This window comes from Microbulbifer sp. (assembly GCF_036563125.1).
Classification (GTDB): domain Bacteria; phylum Pseudomonadota; class Gammaproteobacteria; order Pseudomonadales; family Cellvibrionaceae; genus Microbulbifer.
This window is the reverse complement of sequence record NZ_DATCMV010000155.1, coordinates 38,489-56,221: the sequence shown is the minus strand read 5'-3', so window position 1 is coordinate 56,221 and position 17,733 is coordinate 38,489. Positions and strand designations below refer to the sequence as shown.

Sequence of the window (17,733 nt, the reverse complement as noted above, 5' to 3'; positions counted from 1 at the left end):
GTCGGACAGTTCGAACGGGTTGAAGGGTATCAGATTTATCTTTACCGGCACATCACGCAACAGCTCGCCCAGTTGCTCGGCGTGCTCCGGGCGATCGTTCACGTCCCGGATCATGGTGTACTCGATGGTCATCTTGCGATGGTTGTCCGGCATGCTCTCGATATAGCGTTTGGCGCTGTCGAGCAACATGGCGATGGGGTACTTCTTGTTGATCGGCACCAGCTCGTTGCGCAGCTCGTCATTGGGCGCGTGCAGGGAGATGGCCAGGCTGACATCGGTCACCTCTGCCAGGCGATCCAGTGCCGGCACCACACCGGAGGTGCTCAGGGTCACCCGACGCTTGGAGATGCCGTAGGCATTGTCTTCCATCATCAGGTTCATCGCATCGACCACGTTGTCGAAGTTGAGCAGGGGCTCACCCATACCCATCATCACCACGTTGGTCACCTTGCGCGGGCCTTTCGGCTGCAACTGGCCAAAGGACTTACATGCGATCCACACCTGGCCGATGATCTCGGCCGCAGTCAGGTCGCGGTTGAACCCCTGCTTGCCGGTGGCGCAGAAGCTGCAGTCGAGGGAACACCCCACCTGGGAGGACACACAGAGGGTGCCGCGCTCGCCGTCGGGGATGAATACGGTCTCGATCACATTGCCACCGGTCACTTCGATCAACCATTTGCGGGTGCCGTCGGCGGAGTCCATCTGTTTCAGGACTTTGGGGGCACGGATCTCGGCCACTTCTGCCAGCTTCGCACGCAGCGCCTTGCTGACATTGGTCATCTGCTCGAAATCGTCCGCGCCGTTCTGGTGAATCCACTTCAGCACCTGTACCGCGCGAAAACGCTTCTCGCCGAGACCGTCAAAGAAATCCGCGAGCTTGTCCACGGACAGCCCCAGCAGGTTCACTTTTTCGGTTTGTTCGGTAGCAGCTTGCACTACTTGTACGTCGCTCATGGATTCACCTTGCATCGACATCGATGCGGAATAAGTGGGGTTTCACCGCGCAGGCACCCTTGATCAGGACCTGCGCGGTGAGCGCACAGCTAAATCGAAGGATTAGCGCGCGCAGATTTCTTCTGCAGAGAAGAAGTAGCTCACTTCGCGCTCAGCGGAAGTGGTGGAGTCGGAACCGTGTACCGCGTTGGCGTCGATGCTGTCAGCAAAGTCCGCGCGGATGGTGCCGGCTTCGGCTTCTTTCGGGTTGGTTGCGCCCATCAGGTCGCGATTGGCCTTAACGGCGTTCTCGCCTTCCAGAACCTGTACAACAACCGGGCCGGAAGTCATGAAATCGACCAGATCCTTGAAGAAAGGACGCTCTTTGTGCTCGGCGTAGAAGCCTTCGGCTTTCTCGCGGGACAGCTGAACCATTTTCATGGCAACAATGCTCAGACCGGCTTTCTCAAAGCGGCTCTCGATTTCGCCGATTACGTTCTTGGCTACTGCGTCCGGCTTGATGATGGACAGAGTACGTTCCTGGGCCATGGTTTTCTCCAATTTCAGGTTTGATGACAATTGCGTTTGCTATAGATACGAAAAGAGCAACCGGAGTTGCTCTTCCCTGAATTCTCTTCGCGGCGAATTGATGATTATTTAACCAATCTCGATTCGCGGAGCGCGGATTATACGCGTAGTAGGGTGAAGTTTGTACTGCAGATGTGACTATTCGTTTTCTTCGATCCAGGCCGCCTGGATGGCCTCCAGGATCTTCTCACCACAGCGATCGGGGTCGTCGTCAAAGTCCGGCAGGTCCATCACCCATTTGCGCAGGTCGACGAAGTTGACCGCAAGCGGGTCTACGTCCGGGTAGTTGTCGGCAAGTTCGATGGCGATATCGTGAATATCCGTCCACTTCATGGTCAAACCCTCGTCTTTATGCGCTTAATGGCGCTCGGAAACCTGGTTGATGGTGTACTTGGGAATCTCCACCACCAGATCCTCGTCCTCTACCACCGCCTGACACGACAGACGGGACTCCGGCTCCAGGCCCCAGGCCTTGTCCAGCAGGTCCTCTTCCAGCTCATCCGGCTCTCCCAGGGAGTCAAAACCCTCGCGCACGATCACGTGGCAGGTGGTGCAGGCGCAGGACTTCTCGCACGCGTGCTCGATCTCGACACCGTTCTGCAGCGCAGCGTCACACACCGTGATACCCGGCTCCACTTCGATGACCTTGCCTTCCGGGCACAGCTCCGGATGGGGCAGGAAAACAATCTTCGGCATAACTCAAACTCTCACTCAGTGACCGCCCTCAGGGCTTGTCGAATTGCTCTCTCAGGGCTTGTCGAATTCATCCAGGCTGTGGCCCTGCATGGCGCGCTTGATGGACTTGTCCATGCGGCGGGCGGCGTAGGGCTCGGACAGGGTATTCAGCTCTTCGATGCGGCTGCGAATCTCTTCCGGAGTACCGCCGTTGTGTGCCAGGCGCAATGCCTCCATGGCCCGCTCCAGCTCGCCGAGTTCGCGCTCATCCAGCAGCTCTGCACCGTCCTCCCGCAACGCCACCAGCATTGCCTCCAGGGTGCGCTCCGCTTCTACCTGAGCCTCACGCAGGGCGCGCGCAGCAATATCTTCCGCAGCGTTGGCGTAGGAATCCTGCAACATGCGGGTGATATCCGTATCCTCAAGACCGTAGGACGGTTTCACGGTGATTTCCGCGGCCACGCCGCTGCTTTTCTCCACCGCACTCACTGCCAGCAGGCCATCCGCATCCACCTGGAAGGTCACGCGGATATGCGCCGCCCCCGCCACCATCGGCGGGATACCGCGCAGTTCAAAGCGCGCCAGCGATCGGCAGTCTGTTACCAGTTCACGCTCACCCTGCACCACGTGGATGGCCATGGCCGTCTGGCCGTCCTTGAAGGTGGTGAATTCCTGAGCCTTGGCCACCGGGATAGTGGTATTGCGGTGGATCAGCTTTTCGGTGAGCCCCCCCATGGTCTCGATGCCAAGGGACAGGGGAATCACGTCCAGCAACAACAGGTCCTCGCGGGACTTGTTGCCCACCAGCACGTCCGCCTGGATTGCGGCACCGATAGCGACCACCTGGTCGGGGTCGATATCCGCGTGGGGCTCGCGCCCGAAAAACTCCTGCACCGTTTCCCGCACCCGCAGGGTCCTTGTGGAACCGCCCACCAGTACCACCTCTTCGACGTCTTGCGCGTCGAGGCCGGCATCCCGCAGCGCGCGCTTGCACGCGCGCAGGGTTTTATTGATCAGTGGGTCGATCAGCTCCGCAAGCTTGTCGCGAGTCAGTGTGCCGCTCCAGTTGCCGAAGGCCACCGGCACCGAAGTCTCTCCCGCGAGCGCCTCTTTTGCCGCGCAGGCAAGGTTCAGCAGCTGGCGCTGGGTAGCCGCATCCAGATCGGTTCCGAGGCCAGCCTCCAAGGCCACCCACTCCGCCACCGCATGGTCGAAGTCGTCGCCGCCGAGGGCGCTGTCGCCACCGGTGGAGAGCACCTCAAATACACCCTTGGACAGGCGCAGGATGGAAATATCGAAGGTACCGCCACCAAGGTCGTACACGGCGATGGTCTTGTCCGCCACATCACCGCCCTGGTCGGACTTGTCGAGGCCGTACGCCACTGCCGCGGCGGTGGGCTCATTTAGCAGGCGCAGCACCTTGAGGCCGGCGAGTTTGGCCGCGTCCTTGGTGGCCTGACGCTGGGCTTCGTCAAAATAGGCGGGCACGGTGATCACAGCGCCGTCGAGCGGTCCACCGAGGGAGTCCGCACCGCGCTGGGCCAGCACCTTGAGGATTTCTGCAGACACCTGCACCGGGTTGACCGCACCGGCCACGGTCTCAATGGCCGGCATGCCGCCGTTATCAGGGGCGAATTTGTAGGGCAGCTGGTCGCCGAAATTTTTGATATCGGCGAGACCGCGCCCCATAAAGCGCTTGATGGATATCAGGGTGTTGTAGGGGTCGTCACCGGCCGCGGCGCGCGCGCCGTAGCCCACGTCTACACCGGCTTCACTGTAGCGCACCGCGGAGGGCAGGATCACGCGACCGTCTGCCGACGGCAGGGCTTCCGCGCTGCCACTGCGCACCGTGGCCACCAGGGAGTTGGTGGTGCCGAGGTCGATACCTACTGCGCGCTTGCGCTGGTGCGGTTCGGGGGTCTGGCCGGGTTCGGAAATCTGCAGTAGTGCCATAATTCTTTAAACAACAGTGCTTCGATAACTTAAATGCGTTCAGTCGAGTAGTTCTTCTTCGAGCGCGTCGATCTGCCGGCGCAACTTGGCGAGAAACTGCATCTTCAGCAGCGCAGACTTCGCCTGCTCCAGCTCCCGGTTTTTCAGGCCTGTGGAAAACGCCAGCTCCTGGCTGCGGAACAGGTCTGCGGCATCGCTGCCCAGTTCATCCAGTTCCACTTCCGGGTTAGCGGCATCGCGTACCTCTTCCAGACGCTCGCGCAGGATCATCTGCTGCATCAGGAATTCGCCATCGGCTGTGGTCTGCTCGGGCTTGATCTCGACACCGAACAACTGCAGCAGGTATTGCGCGCGAGCCACCGGATCCTTGAGGGTATTGTTGGCCTCGTTGATCTGCGCTGCGTACTGCATGGACAGCATCTGCTCGCGATCGGATTTGGCCGCGAACCGGTCCGGGTGAAATTCCTGCTGCAACTCCCGGTAGCGCTTGGTCAGCAGCTGTCGGTCCACCTCGTAGGCCACCGGCAGGCCGAAAATTTCAAAGTGGTTCTGTTGCAGTTTCATTCAGTCAGTCCGCCCGCTGCAAAAAATAACAAAAAGGCCGGTATGCACTCGGGCATCCGGCCTTCTGCTGCCAGAAAAATCTCCCCGTTTATACGTGGAAACTTTCGCCGCAGCCGCACTCATTCTTCACGTTCGGGTTTTTGAAGGCGAAGCCTTCGTTCAACCCTTCCTTGACGAAATCCAGCTCGGTGCCGTCGAGGTAAGCGAGGCTTTTCGGATCTACCACCAGTTTCACGCCGCCAGCTTCAAACACCTCATCTTCCGCTTCGGCCTGGTCGACAAACTCCAGTACATAAGCCATACCGGAGCACCCGGCGGTTTTTACACCGACGCGAATTCCGATGCCCTTGCCGCGATTGGCCAGCTGTTTGGCAACGTGTGCCTGGGCCGCTTCGGTCATGGTAATGGCCATGTGCTCTGCTACTCCTTACCGCCTGATGACTATGGACAGATCCGCGCTTAACCCGCGGACTCTTCCACCTGCTCGCCGCGTTTTTCGCGGATATTGCGCACTGCCGCCTTGATGGCGTCTTCCGCCAGCACGGAGCAGTGGATTTTCACCGGCGGCAGCGCCAGTTCTTCGGCGATCTGGGTGTTCTTGATCTGCACCGCCTCGTCCAGGGTTTTACCCTTCACCCACTCGGTAAGCAGGGAACTGGAGGCGATGGCGGAACCGCAGCCGTAGGTTTTGAACTTGGCATCTTCGATGATGCCGGCGTCATTCACCTGGATCTGCAGACGCATCACGTCACCACAAGCCGGCGCGCCGACCATGCCGGTACCCACGTTGTCCGCTTTGTCGTCCATGCGGCCGACATTGCGGGGGTGTTCATAGTGGTCAATTACTTTATCGCTATAGGCCATGACTGTACCCTCTCAATTCGTTTCCAATGCCGCCCCGGGCAGCGATTAATGTGCTGCCCATTCGATGGTGCTGAGATCAACACCATCTTTGTACATGTCCCAGAGCGGGGACAGCTCGCGCAGCTTTTCCACTGCTTTCCTTACTTCTTGGGCCGCGGTATCCACGTCCTGTTCCGTGGTAAAACGACCAAAACTGAAGCGCAGGGAGCTGTGAGCCAGCTCGTCGTTCACACCCAGCGCGCGCAACACATAGCTGGGCTCGAGGCTGGCGGAAGTACAGGCGGAACCGGAGGAGATCGCCAGATCCTTCAGGGACATGATCAGGCTCTCACCCTCAACAAACGCGAAGCTCACGTTCAGGTTGCCCGGTACACGATGCTCCATGGAGCCGTTGATGTGCACCTCTTCCATATCGCTGATCTGGCTCCAAAAGCGCTCACGCAGGGCGATCAGACGCTTGGCCTCTTCTGCCATTTCTTCCTTGGCGATGCGGAATGCTTCACCCATGCCCACGATCTGGTGGGTGGGCAGGGTACCGGAACGCATGCCGCGCTCGTGACCACCGCCGTGCATCTGGGCTTCAATACGCACACGCGGCTTGCGGCGCACATACAGGGCACCAATGCCCTTGGGACCGTAAATTTTGTGGGCAGAGAAGGACATCAGGTCGACCTTGGTGTTTTCCAGGTCAATGTCGATCTTGCCGGCGCTCTGGGCCGCGTCCACGTGGAAAATGACTTTGTTCGCGCGACACAGTTCACCAATCGCCGCGATGTCGTTGACCACGCCAATCTCGTTATTGACGTGCATCAGGCTGACCAGGATGGTGTCTTCACGCAGCGCCTCTGCTACCTGCTCCGGGTAGACGATGCCGTCTTCCTTCGGGTTCAGGTAGGTGACTTCAAAGCCTTCACGCTCCAACTGGCGACAGGTGTCGAGTACCGCCTTGTGCTCAATTTTGGAGGTGATGATGTGCTTGCCCTTGCCCTGGTAGAAGTGGGCAGCGCCCTTGATGGCAAGGTTGTCGGACTCGGTGGCACCACTGGTCCACACAATTTCACGCGGGTCGGCGTTAACCAGTTCCGCTACCTGGCGGCGCGCATCCTCGACCGCTTCCTCGGCCTTCCAGCCAAACAGGTGAGAGCGGGATGCCGGGTTGCCGAAGTTGCCGTCCATGGTCAACTGCTCCGCCATTTTATTGGCGACGCGCGGGTCTACCGGGCAGGTTGCCGAATAATCCAGGTAAATGGGAAGCTTCATAGTCTCTGGTCTCCACTCGCCGGTTACTGCCGGCGCCATACTGCTGTCACTTGCTGCTTTTACTGTCTGAAAAGCGCCTATCAGTGCCCAAGGCCTGATCGGGCGGCCGGCACATTACTGCAAGCCACCAATAATCGCTACTTTCTGTTCAATCGTTCCGTCAGCGCCGCTGCGGCAATCCTGGCGGCGAGCCACTTCCTGCACCTCGGAGCGCTCAACCAGGTCTGCCAGGCTGATACCGTTCAGGAAGCTGTGAATCTGGCGACTGAGATCCGTCCACAAATAATGGGTAAGGCACTGTTCGCCACCGGAGCAGTCGCTGTTGCCGCCACAGCTGGTAGCGTCAACGGATTCATTGACCGCATCGATGATTTCCGCCACACAGATTTCAGCACTGGGACGCGCAAGGCGGTAACCACCACCGGGGCCGCGCACGCTGGAAACCAGGCCGGACTGGCGTAAACGGGAGAACAACTGCTCTAGATAAGACAGGGAAATATCCTGGCGCTTGGAAATATCCGCCAAGCTGATGGGACCGCGCTCTGCATGCAACGCCAGGTCGAGCATGGCTGTGACCGCATACCGCCCTTTAGTTGTCAAACGCATATCCCCTCCTGTCGCTCCGGCTCGCGGGTCTTTTACAGACCTTTCGCGGACTATAGACCCGAGCCAGCACCACTGAATCGGGGCGCGAGTATGAAATAACCCACTACTGTGGTCAAGTATATAGCCGAGCGAACTAGTCGGGTATTTGGCAGGTGGTTATACCGATTGGTTATCCGCGCCCTATTCGAGGGCATATAGCCCCCGAATACCGCCCCAGCCTCGGAACTTGTCAGTCCGGGCGCCCCTTGCCGCCGGACCGATGAATATGGTTCTGGATTGCGGTCAGCATGCCGCGCAGGATTCCCAGCTCCATATCGTCCGGGCGCACCCGACTGAATAGTCGACGCAAACGGGTCATGGTCTGACGGGGGTTGTCGGGGTCAATAAAACCTAGCTCCGCCAGCGCCACCTGAAGATGCTCGTAATAGAGTTCCATATCTGACGCCTTGGCCGGCGGGCGATCCCAGTCGGAGTAGCTGAGCGATTCGCCGCGATCCGCCTCAAGCGCAGCCATGCGCGCCTCGTACACCAGCACCTGCACGGCGGTCGCGAGATTCAGCGAGCTGTACTCGGGATTTGACGGAATGTGCACGTGAAAATTGCACGCCTGCAACTCTTCATTGGTGAGCCCGCGATCCTCGCGCCCGAACACCAGCGCCACCGGGTGGGTCTTCGCTTCCGCCACTGCGCGCACCCCGCATTCCCGTGGGGTTAGCAGCGGCCAGGGAATACGGCGCTCGCGGGCACTGGTGGCCACCACCAGACCGCAGTCGGCTACCGCCTCCTCCAGGGTCTCCACTACCACCGCGCTGTCCAGCAGCTCGGCGGCACCGGCGGCGCGCCACACCGCGTTGGCAGCAGGGAATTCTCGCGGCTGCACCAGATAGAGCTGGCTCAGGCCCATATTCTTGAGCGCGCGGGCAGCGCCGCCAATATTGCCCGGGTGGGCGCTGTTCACCAGCACCACGCGAATATTGTGCAGCGCGTCGAGCGCGGACTGGGAGGCGGTGGAAGTTGCGGTTTCTGAGGGAGAGGTCGCCATGGAGATTACCGGGTACTGGGGTAGGACTATCGAATGTCGGGATTTGATACAGGAAGTGCCGAACACCGAGCCTACACTTGCGTGTTACAAAACGGGCGCGGAGTGTAGCAAAATTGCACAGGAATCCCTACAATCGCGCCCGCCCGGCCAGCCCGGTGCTGCTTTTTTAGAATCCACTAACTGATCGCGGAATTCCTATGGAACCCATGCTGAATATTGCCCTGCGCGCGGCGCGCAAGGCCGGTGAACTGATTGAACGTGCCTGGGAGCGCGGCGACCTGATGAAGTTTGAAGAGAAGGGTCGCAACGATTACGTGACAGAAGTGGATCGCGCCAGCGAGCAGGAAATCATCTATCACCTGCGCAAGGCCTTCCCCAAACACAGCATTCGCGGCGAGGAGAGCGGCCTGCAGGAAGGCGCCGAGCCCGAGTATGAGTGGATCATCGACCCGCTGGACGGCACTACCAACTTTATCCACGGCTGCCCGCACTTCGCCATTTCCATCGCCTGCCGCTACCGCGGCCAGATCGAACACGCCGTAGTGCTCGACCCGATCAAGCGCGAGGAATTCACCGCGAGCCGCGGCCGCGGCGCTGCGCTCAATGGCCGTCGCATCCGCGTATCCAACCGCCAGGGCCTGAACGGCGCCCTGATCGGTACCGGCATTCCGTTTAACGGCCACTCGCTGGAAAACATCGACCCCTATCTCGCCGCGCTGAAAGAAATTGCCGGCCAGACCGCCGGTATCCGCCGTCCCGGCGCCGCCGCGCTGGACCTCGCCTATGTGGCCGCCGGCCGTTTTGACGGTTTCTGGGAAATGTATCTGAACACCTGGGATATCGCCGCGGGTTCCCTGCTGGTGAAGGAAGCCGGCGGCCTGATCAGCGACTTCCGCGGTGGCAACGACTACCTGGACACCGGCAACCTGGTGTGCGCCACGCCGAAAACCTTCAAGCCGCTGCTGCAGATCGTCGGCAAGCACCTCGGCAAGATCCGCTGAGCAATACGCTCCACTTGCTCGCACTGAACCGGCCGCAGGGCCGGTTCAGCTCTCCAGTTCAAGCTGGGTCTGGTCCCGACGCACCCGCCCGGTGTTCTCTGCCAAGCGTACTTTTCGTTTCTCACCGGCTTCAGCCAACAAGTCCTCCAGCGGTAGCGGCCGCCCGATGTAGTACCCCTGCACCAGATCCACACCGATTCTGTTCAGCCTGTCCGCGGTAGCTGCGTCCTCCACGTATTCGGCAATGGTGCGCGCCTTCAGGCGGTGGGCCACCTGGTTGATGGACTCGACGATCATCAGGTCGACAAAGTTCGACTCCACCTGCCGCACAAAACTGCCGTCGATCTTGATGTAATCGATGGCAAACGCCTTGAGGTAATTGAAGGAACTCAGGCCGTTGCCGAAATCGTCCAGCGCCACCTTGCAGCCCATTTCCCGCAGCGCCTCTACGAACTGGCTGGCGCTCTCCATCTGGTTGACCATAGCCGTTTCGGTAATTTCGATACCCAGGCGGTCGGCCGGCAGTGCCGAATCTTCCAGCAACGCGAACAGACGCTGCTGGAAGGCACCGTCGCCGATGGCTTCCGCAGACAGATTCATCGCAAAGCTCAGGCCACTCTGCGCCACCGCCCGCACCTGCTCGCGCAGGAATTCATTCATCACCCAGTTATCCACCTGCAGCATCAGTCCGTAGCGCTCGGCGGCGGGAATAAAGGCACCGGGAGGGATCAGGGTGCCATCCGTATCCACCATGCGCACCAGCAGCTCGTAATGGCTGATATTTTTCGGGTCATCGGCACTGGCGATGGGCTGCGCGAACAGGCGCAGGCGGCTTTCATCCAGCGCCTCGCGAATACGCGATGCCATATGGATTTCCCGGTGCTGCTCGGCGGCGGCGCTGCTGTCGGCCTCGTACAACATCACCACACCGCGCCCGGCGTGCTTCGCGGAATAACAGGCCACGTCCGCCTGGCTCATCAGGTCTGCAATCTGGCTGTTGTCGCGGCGGACCTCCGTCACCCCCACACTGGCCCCGACATCGAAAATACGCCCGCCCCAGGGAAAACGCAGCGCAGCAATTTTCCGCACCAGTTGCTCACAGCGTTGCCGCCCCTGCTCCTTGTTGCAATCCCGCAGCAGAATGCCGAATTCGTCGCCGCCGAGCCGCGCCACGCTATCGCTCTCGCGCAACTCACCGCGAAGAAAACGCGCCACATTGCGCAGCAGCGCGTCGCCGGCCTGGTGCCCGGCACTGTCGTTGATGACCTTGAAGCGGTCGAGATCCATATAGGCGAGCACGTGCACGGTGTCGCTGTTGCGCACGCTGGCGACGGCGTCCAGCAGGTCCCGCTTGAACGATTCGCGGTTGGAAAGGTGAGTAAGGTCGTCGTGGCTCGCTTTGTAGCGCAACTGCCGGATCAGCTCACGGGTTTCGGTAACATCCTGGAATACCAGCACCGCGCCGAGCAATTGCCCGTTGCCAGTGCGCAGCGGTGACGCCGAACATTTCACGTCGTAAATGTGACCACGCCGGTTGTGCAGCACGGTACCCTCGACGGAAAAAACGGGCATCACACTGCGCAGGCACTCGGTAACCGGGCACGAAATAGGGCCGCCTTCACGGCCGTTGGTCATTTGTAAAACTGCACCAACCACCTTGCCTTTCACTTCCGCCAGCGCCCAGCCGGTTAACTGTTCCGCCACCGGATTCATGAAGGTGATCCGCTGTAGCGGATCGGTGGCAATCACCGCATCCGCGATGGCATTCAGGGTAACCTGGAGGTGTTCCTTTTCTTCCTCCAGTGAGCGCGCCATGTTTTTGTTTTCGGTGATATCCCGCAGCACACCGATAAGACGCAGTGGTTCGCCGCGATCACCAGATTCCATGACGTGGGCGACCTCGTGAATCCAGCGTGTTGCACCGGAATCGGTGCGCACCCGGTACTGGCAGTCGATATCCCGCGCGAGTCCGGAAAAGTGCCTGCGCTGCGCCAGTAACAGCCGCTGGCGGTCTTCAAGACAGACGCGATCGAGCCAATCCTGGCGGCTGGCAAGGTAGGCGGCATCGATGCCGACACCACTGTTAAGCCACTCAGAGAAAAAGGTTTTTCCGGTAATGAGATCCCAGTCGTACACCACCTGGCCGGTTACCGTGAGAGAAAACTTCCAGCGCTCCTCGGCTCTCGCCAGTTGCGCCTCGCTGCGTTTCCGCCAGTCGATATCCTCCACCTGCACCACCGCATACAGCGGCTCGTTGCGCATGCCACGTGCGAGACTGCAGGACCAGTGGCCCCAAACCTGCTCGCCACTTTTGCGCAGGAAGCGCCACTCCGCGTCCTGGACAAAACCCAGTTCGAAGTCAATCTGCGGTGTCCGCGAATCAGTCCCATCCAGGTTTCCAGCAGAATCGGAAAGGCACACCACTTCGCGAATATTGAGCCCGCGCAGCTCCACTTCGGAATACCCGATAAAACGGCAGAAACTGGGATTGGCCTGGATGATGCGATTGTCCAGTGACACCAGCAGCATGCCGATACGGGAGGACCCCATGGCGGTGCGGAAGCTGCTCTCCACCTCGATGATTCGCTGGCTGCGCTTGCGCTCGATACCAGAGGTAACCGCCATCACATAGGCCGGCACCATACCCACAAACAGCGGCAGGAAATCCAGAATATTGCGCACTCTCTGCAAGTTTTCCGGTAACCACTGACTGCCATGGACCAGCAGCAGCAGCAGCATCAGTACCGCGGAAAAAATCACCAGCAGTGCCTGAGGCAGCTCCAGCCGGGAGGCGGCCCAGATCAGCGGCAACGTGATGAATACGAACGGGTCCGGAAACACCTCCAGCAATAACAGACTACTGACCAGTGCTGTCGCCCCCACGGACAACAGGCGCAGATAAGAGCGCACAAACCGTTCCCGCGGCGCGGATTCACCGGTAAGCAGGTGGATCAGCGGCAGAAACATGCAGATGCCGATGGCATCCGCCAGATACCAGAACAGGAACACCTGACCGAATGGGATATCGCGAAAATAGGCGGCGATGCCGGCGCCCACGCTCGCTCCCGCCAGGGTCGAAAGAAAAGCACCGAAGAAAATGAACCTGATCCAGCGCCACATGCTGCCAAAGAAATCGCCGTCGGCGCAGAACAGTCGCAGCATGCCCGCGGCGGCGATCACTTCCACGACGCCGGCGAGGGAATAGAGTGGTGCAATGAACAGCTCCAGCCCACTGGCAAGCGCAGCCAGCAGGTTGCCCACAAAGGAACCGCTCAGCAACAGCGGCCAGGCGCGCAGTTTATGGCGGTAGAGCATGGCGATGGCGAGAGCATCAGACAGCCAGATAATGGCGACGCCGTTGCTGAGAGAGAGGAAGTTTTTACAGAAGTACGCCAGGCAAAAACTGCCCACCAGCAGTATCAGGGCATCGTGCAGCGTGCTTTCCCGCTGTGTCTGCGCCGTGGCTGCCGGGCCGGCCTTGGAATATCCACCTGGGTCGTGAACGGACATCGAGCACAACTTCCTGTTGCAATTTTGTTGTTATGGTCTGACGGACGCTGCCAAATACTTCCAGATTTTGTCGCTGGCGCCGCGCGTGTAATTCAATTCGGGGGAAAACGTCAGGTTTACCTGTCAGTCTGCTTGACCGCACCGCTGACATCCACAGAGGTCAGGCTGTTACGCAACCCCTCTGCCAGTGATGCGAGATCATAGGAGGTGGGCACACATACATCCACATGCGGGCTGCGCTGATCGACAATTCCCAGCAGCGGTATATGCGCAGTGCTACTGTCGCCGCGGACGATAGCGGCAAAGTCCTGCAGGGATACGCCCGGCAACTCACCATCCAGCAGAATCACGTCCGGCTTGCCAGTACGTGCGGCAAAGATGCCACGCATGGCATCCGTAGCGATCTGGACTTCCACTTGCGGCACGGCTGCCAACATCGACTTCATACGGCTGGCGGAGGACGTCCTGCCGGTTACATACAGTACCCGACAACTCGGCAGCATGCGCGCGTAATCCGGGCGCGCGGCCATTTGCAGTACTTCGTCCGGGGCATCGTTCATCATGAACTCAATCCAGAATACCGAGCCCTGCCCCTCTTCGCTATCAAAGCCGATCCGGCCACCCATGGCCTCCGTCAGCTGCCTGGCGATGGCAAGCCCTACCCCGGTACCCTCGATTTTTCCGCGCTCGGCGCCAAGACGATTGAAGGGTTCGAACACATGGGCCTGGTTATTGGTAGCGATACCGCAACCGGTATCCAGCACACTGAGCCGCAACCATCCCTCCGCCTGGGGTGCAAAGGTAATCATCACCCGGCCACCTTCGCGATTGTACTTGATGGCATTACCCACCAGGTTCAGCACCACCTGTTTGAAGCGCACCCTGTCCGCGAGGATGTAAGCGTGCTCCCAGCCCAGCGGCTCGAAGGTGAGACTGACCTTGCGGGTCTCCGCCAGCGGCTCCAACAGCTGGCGGCAATCCGCCACCAGCGCAGCGGGCTGAATCGGTTCGATGGTTGGGGCCAGGCGGTTGCTGTCTGTACGCGCGAGATCCAGCACGTCACCTACCAGATGCAGCAGGTGCTGACCGGCCTTGCGGATTTCCGCCAGGCGCAGGCGCTGGTCTGGGTTCAGGCTCTGGTCAAGCTCCACCATCTGGCTATAACCGAGAATGGCGTTTAGCGGTGTGCGCAGTTCGTGGCTCAGGCTGGAGATGAGCGCAGTGCGATCCTGGCTCTCCTGCTTCAGTCGCCGCAGCTCCTCCTCCATTCGAAGCTGTTTTTTCTTGCTCGCGGTGACGTCCTGCAACGTACCCAGCACCCGTATTGGCTGCCCGGCACTGCTGCACTGCACATTGCCGCGACAGCGTACCCAGATGATGTTGCCCTCCCGGTGGCGCAGACGAAACTCAACATCCAGCGGCAGCTGCTCGCGCACAATGTCTTCCATCGCCTGCTTTACATCCGGGTATTCGTCCGCCTGCATATGGGTCTTCCAGCGCGCCAGCGCCGCGCGTGCATCTGAGTCAACCGAACCGCGGGGGTAGCCCAGTAGCCGCCAGCAGGTGGCATCGATCACCACTTCATCCACACGCAGGTCCCACTCCCACAGACCATCGCCCACCGCTTCCAGCGCGTAGTGAAAGCGCTCGCCGGAGAAATACGAGAGGGAGCGGGGAGAAATGGATTCGCTGTAATCGGTACAGCCGCCGAGGCAGAAACGCTCGCCCTGGGGATCGCTGAAGGCGCGCCCCCACAGCCGCAACCACACCGGCTGGCCATCGCGGGCGTAAGCGCGAATGGCGGTATCCACAAATTTGCCCTGCTGGCACAGGCGGTTGCGCAGAGACAGCAGACTGTCGCGGTCGTCCGAGTGCACCAGCGCCAGGTCTCCGGTCCAGACACCAGCGAGGGCGGTTTCCGGGTCCAGGTGCAGCTGCCCCCACAGATTTCCTATAGCGCGCTGCACACCGCTGACCGGGTGCCATTCCCACAGGCCGCGGTTGGCACTCAGAAGCAGACTGTGCAGATACTGCACCTGTGTCAGCGCCTGTGCGGGCGGCAAACCTTCAAGCTCGCCTGGGGTGGCGAGATTCAGGCCGACCACTGTAGATAAGGGTGATGCAGAGTTCGACACCGTCTTGCCGTCGGGCTCGTCCAGCCAGTTGCCGGAGGGCCTCACAATTTGGGGGATGATCTTTGGCTAGTGAATCACTTATCGACAGATAAAAAAAGGCCCCGCAAAGCGGGGCCCAAAATAGCGATGATGAGAGAAAACGGGAAGTCACGCATTATTTCGATTGCCATAACCCGTGAAGGATTCCCGGAGCGCAGGCCATGTGGCCTACACACTAGCTAAAGCAATCGCTGTGCCAACTTTTAAAAAACCACTAAAAACTTGTTCCACCAGCCGTTTGCGAACAAAATTCATCCAATCGAGAACGGCGCGAATCACCAGCATTCTGTCGACGAGCACCATGTTAAGGAAAAATGACAGCGCTTGACCCAATTCGGAACGCAAAATTCCTCTTCCGCACCAAAAAGGCGCACACAACCATTCGTTTCAGGATTAACTGACTAACTGTTCTCAAAATTAACGTGCAGGTCCTCCCAGGAAGATGTTCGCCGGGGGTATCTGGGTTAGCATCTCCCTGTTGGCTCTAACAAGGTTGTAAATATGAAAGCTGTTCCCGAAGCTCCCCGCATCTGGCTGACCACCATCCTGTTTGCCAGTACCGCACTGGCCGCCCTGGTGCTGGTTCCGCTGTACGGTGTGATGGTCGGCTATCACTGGTACCAGTGGCTGGCATTTGCCGTGCTCGGTGCCTTCTGCGGATTTTCCATTACTGCGGGCTATCACCGCCTGTGGTCGCACCGCACCTATGAGGCGCACTGGTCTCTGCGCCTGTTCTTCGCCCTGTTCGGTGCTGCCGCGCTGCAGAACAGTGCGCTGATCTGGTGTTCTGGTCACCGCCGCCATCACCGCCATTGTGATGACAATGACCACGACCCCTACTCCGCCAATCGTGGTTTCTGGTTCTCCCATATTGGCTGGATGCTGCGTGAATATCCCAGCGGCGCGGTGGATTTCGACAATGCCAAGGACCTGCAGCGCGACAAGATCGTGATGTGGCAACACAATCACTATGTCCCCATCACCGTAGCGATGAACGTTGGCGTACCCGTGGTTCTGGGCCTGCTGACCGGTGATGTACTCGGTATGCTGCTGCTCGCCGGTGTACTGCGCATCGTGGTCAACCACCACACCACCTTCTTCATCAACTCCCTGGCACATATCTGGGGCCGCCGCCCTTATACCGATGAAAACACCGCCCGCGACAACGACCTGCTGGCGTTCTTCACCTTCGGCGAGGGCTACCACAACTACCACCATATTTTTCAGACGGATTACCGCAACGGCATCCGCTGGTACCAGTGGGATCCCACCAAGTGGCTGATCAAAACCGCAAGCTGGCTGGGCCTGGCGAGCAACCTGAAGACGGTGCCGGCGATGCGTATCCAGCGCGCCATGCTGTCTATGCAGTTCAAGCGGGCAGAGCAGAAGCTGGCGAACTCCAAACACAAGGAGAGTTGGAAAGAGCTGCTGGAGCGCGAAGCACAGGACTTTTCTGCGGCCCTCGCCGAGTGGAAGGAACTGCAGCAGCAGCGCTACGAAAACGCCCGCGAGCGCCTGGTGAGCAAATGGGAAAACGCCACCATCCGTACCCGGGTAAAAGAACTGGAATACAGCCTGAAAATGCAGCGCAAGCGCCTGCAGATCATGATGGAACAGTTCCATCTGGCACCGGTAGCGGCGTAAACGTTACCAGCTAAAAAAAGCGGCCCACGGGCCGCTTTTTTTATGCGCGCAACAACGCCGGGGCCGTGGAAGGCGCGCCATTGCCCTGGCCAAATTGTGGTGACCAAATAGTACTCACGAGCCGGTGAAGAGTTGAACGCCGCGGGAAATGCACTATAACCATAGAAGAGACATCGCACTTGCTTCCCCGATGCCTCTCCCGCTAAAACCATAATGAAATCCGTCAACGAGAAGGCGCAGAGATGAAGACGTTCAAACAGGCCCACGAGATTCTCAAGAACGCCCAGAAATTTCATCTGGATATGGCCGGTATTTACCAGCAGCTGCTGGAAAACGCCCAGGACAAGCGCACAGAGCTATTGCTGAAACACCTGCACGAGCACGAGCTGCGTATGGCCAATAACCTCAAGAACTACGGTGCGGTGGCACAGCAAAAGGTGATGCAGACCTGGCTCCAGTACACCCACGAAGAGAGTGCCGGCGATCTGGTGAAAAACCAGTACCTGAGCGAAAAGCCCAGCATTGAGGAGATAAACCAGCTCGGACAAGAGGTAGACCGCTATTTTTCAGAGCTGTACCTCGCCGTATACGGCACCATCGAGTCTGCGGAAGTGAAGGAAGTGTTTGAAAACCTCAAACATATCCAGGACAAAGAGCGGATCACCCTCTCCATGGCCACCAATTCGCTGTGGGACATGTAATTCCCGCCTATTACCGCTATTTGCCCACCTGTGGCGCCCGCTCACCCGCCTTCCGGGGTGCGGGCGACGTGACCGAACTCCCAATGTCAGATTGAATTTGGCGAAACTGGCGCGAAAAGTCTCAAATGTGACCGATTTGTGAAAAGCCGGTATTGCCTTCCACTAGCGGCCATTGCTATTTTGACAGCGATGTCATTTCGTGGCGCCGAGGTTCTAGC

Annotated in this window: 17 protein-coding genes; 3 read left to right on the top strand and 14 right to left on the bottom strand. The window is 59.4% G+C overall.

Going from position 1 to position 17,733, the window contains the following annotated elements; genetic code table 11:
- From rlmN to trmJ, 11 genes are all read right to left on the bottom strand, one after another.
- On the bottom strand, window positions 1-954 hold a 954-nt coding region (rlmN, locus tag VIL80_RS13195), incomplete at its 3' end, for a dual-specificity RNA methyltransferase RlmN (RefSeq protein ID WP_332036558.1).
- 102 nt (window positions 955-1,056) lie between these two features.
- Window positions 1,057-1,482, bottom strand: a complete 426-nt coding sequence (gene ndk, locus VIL80_RS13190; RefSeq protein WP_332036557.1) for a nucleoside-diphosphate kinase — start codon at window positions 1,480-1,482, stop codon at window positions 1,057-1,059.
- 177 nt (window positions 1,483-1,659) lie between these two features.
- Window positions 1,660-1,854 (bottom strand): Fe-S cluster assembly protein IscX, encoded by a 195-nt coding sequence (gene iscX, locus VIL80_RS13185; RefSeq protein WP_414684560.1) that lies wholly within the window; start codon window positions 1,852-1,854, stop codon window positions 1,660-1,662.
- Window positions 1,855-1,878: 24 nt separating this feature from the next.
- A complete protein-coding gene (gene fdx, locus VIL80_RS13180) occupies window positions 1,879-2,217 on the bottom strand; it encodes an ISC system 2Fe-2S type ferredoxin (RefSeq protein ID WP_332036555.1) in 339 nt (112 codons plus the stop codon).
- 51 nt (window positions 2,218-2,268) lie between these two features.
- Window positions 2,269-4,149 carry a Fe-S protein assembly chaperone HscA gene (gene hscA, locus VIL80_RS13175; RefSeq protein WP_332036554.1) on the bottom strand — a complete coding sequence of 627 codons (1,881 nt, stop codon included), beginning with the start codon at window positions 4,147-4,149 and terminating at the stop codon, window positions 2,269-2,271.
- A gap of 39 nt (window positions 4,150-4,188) precedes the next feature.
- Entirely contained in the window at window positions 4,189-4,713 is a 525-nt protein-coding gene (gene hscB / locus VIL80_RS13170) for a Fe-S protein assembly co-chaperone HscB (protein ID WP_332036553.1), read from the bottom strand.
- Window positions 4,714-4,801: 88 nt separating this feature from the next.
- Window positions 4,802-5,125, bottom strand: coding sequence for an iron-sulfur cluster assembly protein IscA (gene iscA / locus VIL80_RS13165; protein WP_332036552.1), 324 nt, complete (start codon window positions 5,123-5,125; stop codon window positions 4,802-4,804).
- Between the two features lie 47 nt (window positions 5,126-5,172).
- Entirely contained in the window at window positions 5,173-5,577 is a 405-nt protein-coding gene (gene iscU, locus VIL80_RS13160) for a Fe-S cluster assembly scaffold IscU (RefSeq protein WP_318954872.1), read from the bottom strand.
- Window positions 5,578-5,622: 45 nt separating this feature from the next.
- Window positions 5,623-6,837, bottom strand: coding sequence for an IscS subfamily cysteine desulfurase (locus tag VIL80_RS13155; protein WP_332036551.1), 1,215 nt, complete (start codon window positions 6,835-6,837; stop codon window positions 5,623-5,625).
- 114 nt (window positions 6,838-6,951) lie between these two features.
- Window positions 6,952-7,443, bottom strand: a complete 492-nt coding sequence (gene iscR, locus VIL80_RS13150) for a Fe-S cluster assembly transcriptional regulator IscR (RefSeq protein WP_332036550.1) — start codon at window positions 7,441-7,443, stop codon at window positions 6,952-6,954.
- Between the two features lie 229 nt (window positions 7,444-7,672).
- Window positions 7,673-8,485 (bottom strand): tRNA (cytosine(32)/uridine(32)-2'-O)-methyltransferase TrmJ, encoded by an 813-nt coding sequence (gene trmJ / locus VIL80_RS13145; RefSeq protein WP_332036549.1) that lies wholly within the window; start codon window positions 8,483-8,485, stop codon window positions 7,673-7,675.
- Window positions 8,486-8,682: 197 nt separating this feature from the next.
- Here trmJ and VIL80_RS13140 point away from each other — a divergent pair, with 197 nt between their 5' ends.
- Window positions 8,683-9,486: an inositol monophosphatase family protein gene (locus VIL80_RS13140; protein ID WP_318954876.1), complete on the top strand. Its 804-nt coding sequence runs from the start codon at window positions 8,683-8,685 to the stop codon at window positions 9,484-9,486.
- 45 nt (window positions 9,487-9,531) lie between these two features.
- On the opposite strand, the gene VIL80_RS13135 is transcribed toward VIL80_RS13140, so the two are convergent.
- The 3 genes from VIL80_RS13135 to VIL80_RS13125 form a co-directional block, all read right to left on the bottom strand.
- Window positions 9,532-12,996: an EAL domain-containing protein gene (locus VIL80_RS13135; RefSeq protein ID WP_332036548.1), complete on the bottom strand. Its 3,465-nt coding sequence runs from the start codon at window positions 12,994-12,996 to the stop codon at window positions 9,532-9,534.
- Between the two features lie 116 nt (window positions 12,997-13,112).
- On the bottom strand, window positions 13,113-15,176 hold the full coding sequence (locus VIL80_RS13130) for a hybrid sensor histidine kinase/response regulator (protein WP_332036547.1): 2,064 nt from the start codon (window positions 15,174-15,176) through the stop codon (window positions 13,113-13,115).
- A 162-nt stretch (window positions 15,177-15,338) separates the two neighbouring features.
- Window positions 15,339-15,515 carry a hypothetical protein gene (locus VIL80_RS13125; protein WP_332036546.1) on the bottom strand — a complete coding sequence of 59 codons (177 nt, stop codon included), beginning with the start codon at window positions 15,513-15,515 and terminating at the stop codon, window positions 15,339-15,341.
- A gap of 156 nt (window positions 15,516-15,671) precedes the next feature.
- Between VIL80_RS13125 and VIL80_RS13120 the strand changes: the two genes are divergently transcribed.
- Both VIL80_RS13120 and VIL80_RS13115 read left to right on the top strand, forming a co-directional pair.
- Window positions 15,672-16,814, top strand: a complete 1,143-nt coding sequence (locus VIL80_RS13120) for a fatty acid desaturase (protein ID WP_332036545.1) — start codon at window positions 15,672-15,674, stop codon at window positions 16,812-16,814.
- 242 nt (window positions 16,815-17,056) lie between these two features.
- Entirely contained in the window at window positions 17,057-17,515 is a 459-nt protein-coding gene (locus VIL80_RS13115; protein WP_332036544.1) for a hypothetical protein, read from the top strand.
- Window positions 17,516-17,733 lie beyond the last annotated feature (218 nt).

What these genes read in the sequence shown, in the direction of transcription:
- ndk (WP_332036557.1), bottom strand. Translation starts at nt 1,482, where the DNA reads ATGGCCCAGGAACGTACTCTGTCCATCATCAAGCCGGACGCAGTAGCC.
- iscX (WP_414684560.1), bottom strand. Translation starts at nt 1,854, where the DNA reads ATGAAGTGGACGGATATTCACGATATCGCCATCGAACTTGCCGACAAC.
- fdx (WP_332036555.1), bottom strand. Translation starts at nt 2,217, where the DNA reads ATGCCGAAGATTGTTTTCCTGCCCCATCCGGAGCTGTGCCCGGAAGGC.
- hscA (WP_332036554.1), bottom strand. Translation starts at nt 4,149, where the DNA reads ATGGCACTACTGCAGATTTCCGAACCCGGCCAGACCCCCGAACCGCAC.
- hscB (WP_332036553.1), bottom strand. Translation starts at nt 4,713, where the DNA reads ATGAAACTGCAACAGAACCACTTTGAAATTTTCGGCCTGCCGGTGGCC.
- iscA (WP_332036552.1), bottom strand. Translation starts at nt 5,125, where the DNA reads ATGGCCATTACCATGACCGAAGCGGCCCAGGCACACGTTGCCAAACAG.
- iscU (WP_318954872.1), bottom strand. Translation starts at nt 5,577, where the DNA reads ATGGCCTATAGCGATAAAGTAATTGACCACTATGAACACCCCCGCAAT.
- VIL80_RS13155 (WP_332036551.1), bottom strand. Translation starts at nt 6,837, where the DNA reads ATGAAGCTTCCCATTTACCTGGATTATTCGGCAACCTGCCCGGTAGAC.
- iscR (WP_332036550.1), bottom strand. Translation starts at nt 7,443, where the DNA reads ATGCGTTTGACAACTAAAGGGCGGTATGCGGTCACAGCCATGCTCGAC.
- trmJ (WP_332036549.1), bottom strand. Translation starts at nt 8,485, where the DNA reads ATGGCGACCTCTCCCTCAGAAACCGCAACTTCCACCGCCTCCCAGTCC.
- VIL80_RS13140 (WP_318954876.1), top strand. Translation starts at nt 8,683, where the DNA reads ATGGAACCCATGCTGAATATTGCCCTGCGCGCGGCGCGCAAGGCCGGT.
- VIL80_RS13135 (WP_332036548.1), bottom strand. Translation starts at nt 12,996, where the DNA reads ATGTCCGTTCACGACCCAGGTGGATATTCCAAGGCCGGCCCGGCAGCC.
- VIL80_RS13120 (WP_332036545.1), top strand. Translation starts at nt 15,672, where the DNA reads ATGAAAGCTGTTCCCGAAGCTCCCCGCATCTGGCTGACCACCATCCTG.
- VIL80_RS13115 (WP_332036544.1), top strand. Translation starts at nt 17,057, where the DNA reads ATGAAGACGTTCAAACAGGCCCACGAGATTCTCAAGAACGCCCAGAAA.